We start from the raw sequence: 2,662 nt of genomic DNA, 5'->3' as shown, positions 1-2,662 counted from the left end.
CGCGATCCTGCGTCAGCAGCGCCGCCTGCTGACGCACTTCCTGCCAGATAGCCTCCGCTGCCGGCGTAAGTGACCGGTTTTTGCGTTTAATCAGCATCAGGCTGCGATTGATCTCCGGATAGAGCCGGCGCACCGTCAGCTTACGTCCGGACGGCAGCGGCAGCGCCAGTGCCGGTAAAATACTGATGCCAATGCCCGCTTCCACCATCGGATAAAGCGTGGCCGGATGGCCAATCTCCTGCACCACCTGCACGTTTAGCACCAGCCGCTGCAATGCGGCATCGACCAGCAAACGGCTGCCCGACGCGTAATCCTGCAGCACCATAGCGCGACCAGCCAGCATTGACCACTGGGCCTGCGGCACCTGCGCCAGCGCATCATCCTGATGACACAACAGTAAAAACGGCTCCTGCAGAATCTCCTCGCTATCGAAATCCGCATCCTGCAGCGGACCGATGACGATGCCAAAATCGACTTCCGCATTGCGCACGCTCTGCAATACCCACTGCTGCACGCGATCGTGCAGAATCACCCGAATGTCGGGGTAACGCAGCTGGCTGCTGGCCAGACATTGCGGCATCAGATGCGCCGAGGGCGTCTGGCTGGCCGCCACGCGCACCGTGCCGCTGCGCTGCTCGCCATAGCTGCGCACATCGAGCAGCGTGGTATTGAGCTCCTCCAGCAGTCGTTCCAGCCGCGTTGCCAGTTGCTGTCCGGCTTCGCTTAGTAACACCTCGCGCGTGGTGCGATCCAGCAGCCGTACGCCCATCTCCGCTTCCAGCTCTTTAATGCTATGACTGACAGCTGACTGGCTCAGCCCAATCGCCTGCCCTGCCTGGCTGAAACTGCCGTGCTGCGCCACCGCCACGAAGGTGCGCAGCTGTCGTAAGGTGTAATTCATCGATTACGCTCATAGATTAATGCAATAAATCAATTTTATTTCTAAACGCGTCTGACGCACAATCAGCAGCATCATTTATTACATTTAACCGGATTGTAACAATGGGCTTTTTACGACTTGACCCGATGATGGTCAAACTCATCATCACCGTGCTGCTGGCCAGCTTCTTCCCGGCCAAAGGCGGGTTCGTCGATTTCTTCGAATACCTGACCACCGCGGCCATCGCCCTGCTGTTCTTCATGCACGGTGCCAAACTGTCGCGTGAGAAGATCATCGCCGGCAGCAGCCACTGGCGGCTGCATCTGTGGATTATGTGCAGTACCTTCGTGATTTTCCCGATCCTTGGCCTGCTGCTGGTGTGGTGGCATCCGGTTAACGTCGGCGCGGAGATTTACACCGGTTTCCTCTACCTGTGTATCCTGCCGGCGACGGTGCAGTCCGCAATTGCTTTCACCTCCATGGCAGGCGGTAACGTTGCCGCGGCGGTGTGTGCTGCCTCCGCCTCCAGTCTGCTGGGCGTCTTTATTTCGCCGCTGCTGGTTAACCTGGTGATGAATGTGCACAGCGATGCGCCGGGTAACGGCCTCGAGCAGATTGGTAAAATCATGCTGCAGCTGCTGGTGCCCTTTGTGCTGGGCCACCTGGCACGCCGCTGGATTGGTGGCTGGGTAGAGAAGCATCGCAGCCTGATTGGCAAAACCGATCAAACCTCGATTCTGCTGGTGGTCTATTCGGCGTTCAGTGAAGCGGTGGTTAACGGCATCTGGCACCGCGTCGGCGTTGATACCCTGCTGTGGATTCTGGCTGGCAGCCTGCTGATTCTGTTCGTCGCACTGGCGATCAACCTTGGCGCTTCCCGGCTGTTTGGCTTTAGCCGTGCGGATGAGATTGTGGTGCTGTTTTGCGGCTCGAAAAAGAGCCTGGCAAACGGCGTGCCGATGGCTAACATTCTGTTCCCGGCCAGCGCAGTGGGGATTATTGTCCTGCCGCTGATGATCTTCCATCAGGTCCAGCTGATGGTGTGCTCGTTCATTGCCCAGCGCTATAAAGCCGGCAATGAGAAGAAGCTGGCGAAGCAACAGATTGAAGCGCAGAAGTCATAAAACATCAGGCCCGCAATTGCGGGCCTGTCACTTATTCACTGCGCCTGAGCGGTTTAACTAAGTCCTGTAAGCCTTCGATTTTGATCGCCAGCGTCAGCTGCATCAGCTCACCCAGTTTGCCGGCGGGAAACTCATTTTTACGCGCAAACCATAGCAGATACTCTTCCGGCACATCGATCAGCATCCGTCCTTTGTATTTGCCAAACGGCATCGCGGTATTGGCAATTTCAACCAGCTGCTGCTTATCCATCTCAGGCGCCCAGTAGCCGAATCATCTCGGCCTCATCGATCACCGCAATCCCCAGCTCCTGCGCTTTTGCCAGCTTGGAACCGGCGGCCTCACCGGCGATCAGCAGATCGGTTTTTTTCGATACGCTGCCGCTGACTTTGGCCCCCAGCGCCGTCAGCCGCGCTTTGGCATCGTCACGGTTCATCTGCGATAGCGAGCCAGTCAGTACCACGGTTTTTCCGGCGAACGGGCTGTCGATCTCTTCGGCTTTGACCACCACCACCGCCGGCCAGTGCACGCCCACCTCCTCCGTCAGCTGGCGGATCACTTCACGGTTGCTCTCCTCTTCCATGAAGTTGCGCACGTGCGCTGCCACCACTTTGCCGACGTCCTGTACCGCGATTAGCGCATCGAGATCGGCGTTCATGC

Annotated in this window: 4 protein-coding genes; 1 reads left to right on the top strand and 3 read right to left on the bottom strand. The window is 57.9% G+C overall.

The window, feature by feature from the left end; genetic code table 11:
• On the bottom strand, window positions 1-901 hold a 901-nt coding region (locus tag ERD80_RS17400; RefSeq protein WP_136547817.1), incomplete at its 3' end, for a LysR family transcriptional regulator.
• 101 nt (window positions 902-1,002) lie between these two features.
• On the opposite strand from ERD80_RS17400, the gene ERD80_RS17395 reads away from it, so the two are divergent.
• Window positions 1,003-2,004 (top strand): bile acid:sodium symporter family protein, encoded by a 1,002-nt coding sequence (locus tag ERD80_RS17395; protein ID WP_021508088.1) that lies wholly within the window; start codon window positions 1,003-1,005, stop codon window positions 2,002-2,004.
• A 31-nt stretch (window positions 2,005-2,035) separates the two neighbouring features.
• Here ERD80_RS17395 and ERD80_RS17390 read toward each other — a convergent pair whose 3' ends face one another.
• Complete coding sequence (locus ERD80_RS17390) at window positions 2,036-2,254, bottom strand: DUF3820 family protein (RefSeq protein WP_136547815.1); 219 nt, start codon at window positions 2,252-2,254, stop codon at window positions 2,036-2,038.
• A gap of 1 nt (window position 2,255) precedes the next feature.
• Window positions 2,256-2,662 (bottom strand): BRCT domain-containing protein (locus ERD80_RS17385; RefSeq protein WP_282183380.1); only part of this gene is annotated, 407 nt, incomplete at its 5' end.

Source organism: Pantoea sp. R102 (genome assembly GCF_004916815.1).
Lineage (GTDB): Bacteria > Pseudomonadota > Gammaproteobacteria > Enterobacterales > Enterobacteriaceae > Pantoea > Pantoea dispersa.
The sequence above is the reverse complement of the archived record's forward strand: the minus strand, read 5'-3'. Positions and strand labels throughout refer to the sequence as shown.